Source organism: Caballeronia choica, from assembly GCF_001544535.1.
Taxonomy (GTDB): domain Bacteria; phylum Pseudomonadota; class Gammaproteobacteria; order Burkholderiales; family Burkholderiaceae; genus Caballeronia; species Caballeronia choica.
In genome coordinates, this window is the sequence record NZ_FCON02000596.1 from 1 (window position 1) to 630 (window position 630).

Annotated in this window: 1 pseudogene; it reads left to right on the top strand. The window is 57.1% G+C overall.

What is annotated here, in order from left to right:
• Positions 1–321, top strand: a pseudogene (locus tag AWB68_RS45915) (MFS transporter); the annotation flags it as partial.
• Positions 322–630 lie beyond the last annotated feature (309 nt).

A 630-nucleotide genomic window follows, 5' to 3' on the forward strand; every position in this document is an offset into this window, starting at 1 on the left:
TACGCGGCTATTGCGCTGCTGTGCGTCGGCGGCTTCGCCCATCAGACCTTGTCGGGTGCGTTGTATGCGATTACGTCGGACGTGTTCGGCAAGAACGAAGTCGCCACTGCCACGGGCATGGGCGGCATGGCGGGTTACCTGGGCGCTGCGGCGTTCACCGCGCTGTTCGGCGTTTTGGTCACGCAGGTCGGTTATAGCCCGCTGTTTGTCGTACTCGCGGTGTTCGATATCTTCGCAGCGTGTGTGGTGTGCTGGCTGGCGAAAAGCGGCGACCGCATGCTCGAGCCGCAATTGGTGGCGGTGGGTCCTGGGATAAAGTAAGGGGTGGGGTTAGCTCCGGCACCTTTAGGGCGTCGGCTAGCTTGTCAGGCGGCGCCCACGGGCGCCGCCTTGCATTTCATGCCGTTCAGCAATGGTGTCTTTGTGATCGAGCCGTTCCGAGCAAGTACCGTCGTATGCTTGGCTGTTGCGAAGACGCATGAGTCGACAGACCACGATGTCCACGCCATTAGCGTGTATAACTTTACATAAAGCGAATTATCAACTTTTTATTTGTAGGGGCAAAGTAGTAATGTCGTATTTGAGCAAAGTACAGATGTCGTACCAAGGGATCTGTAGCGCATGCTGGTG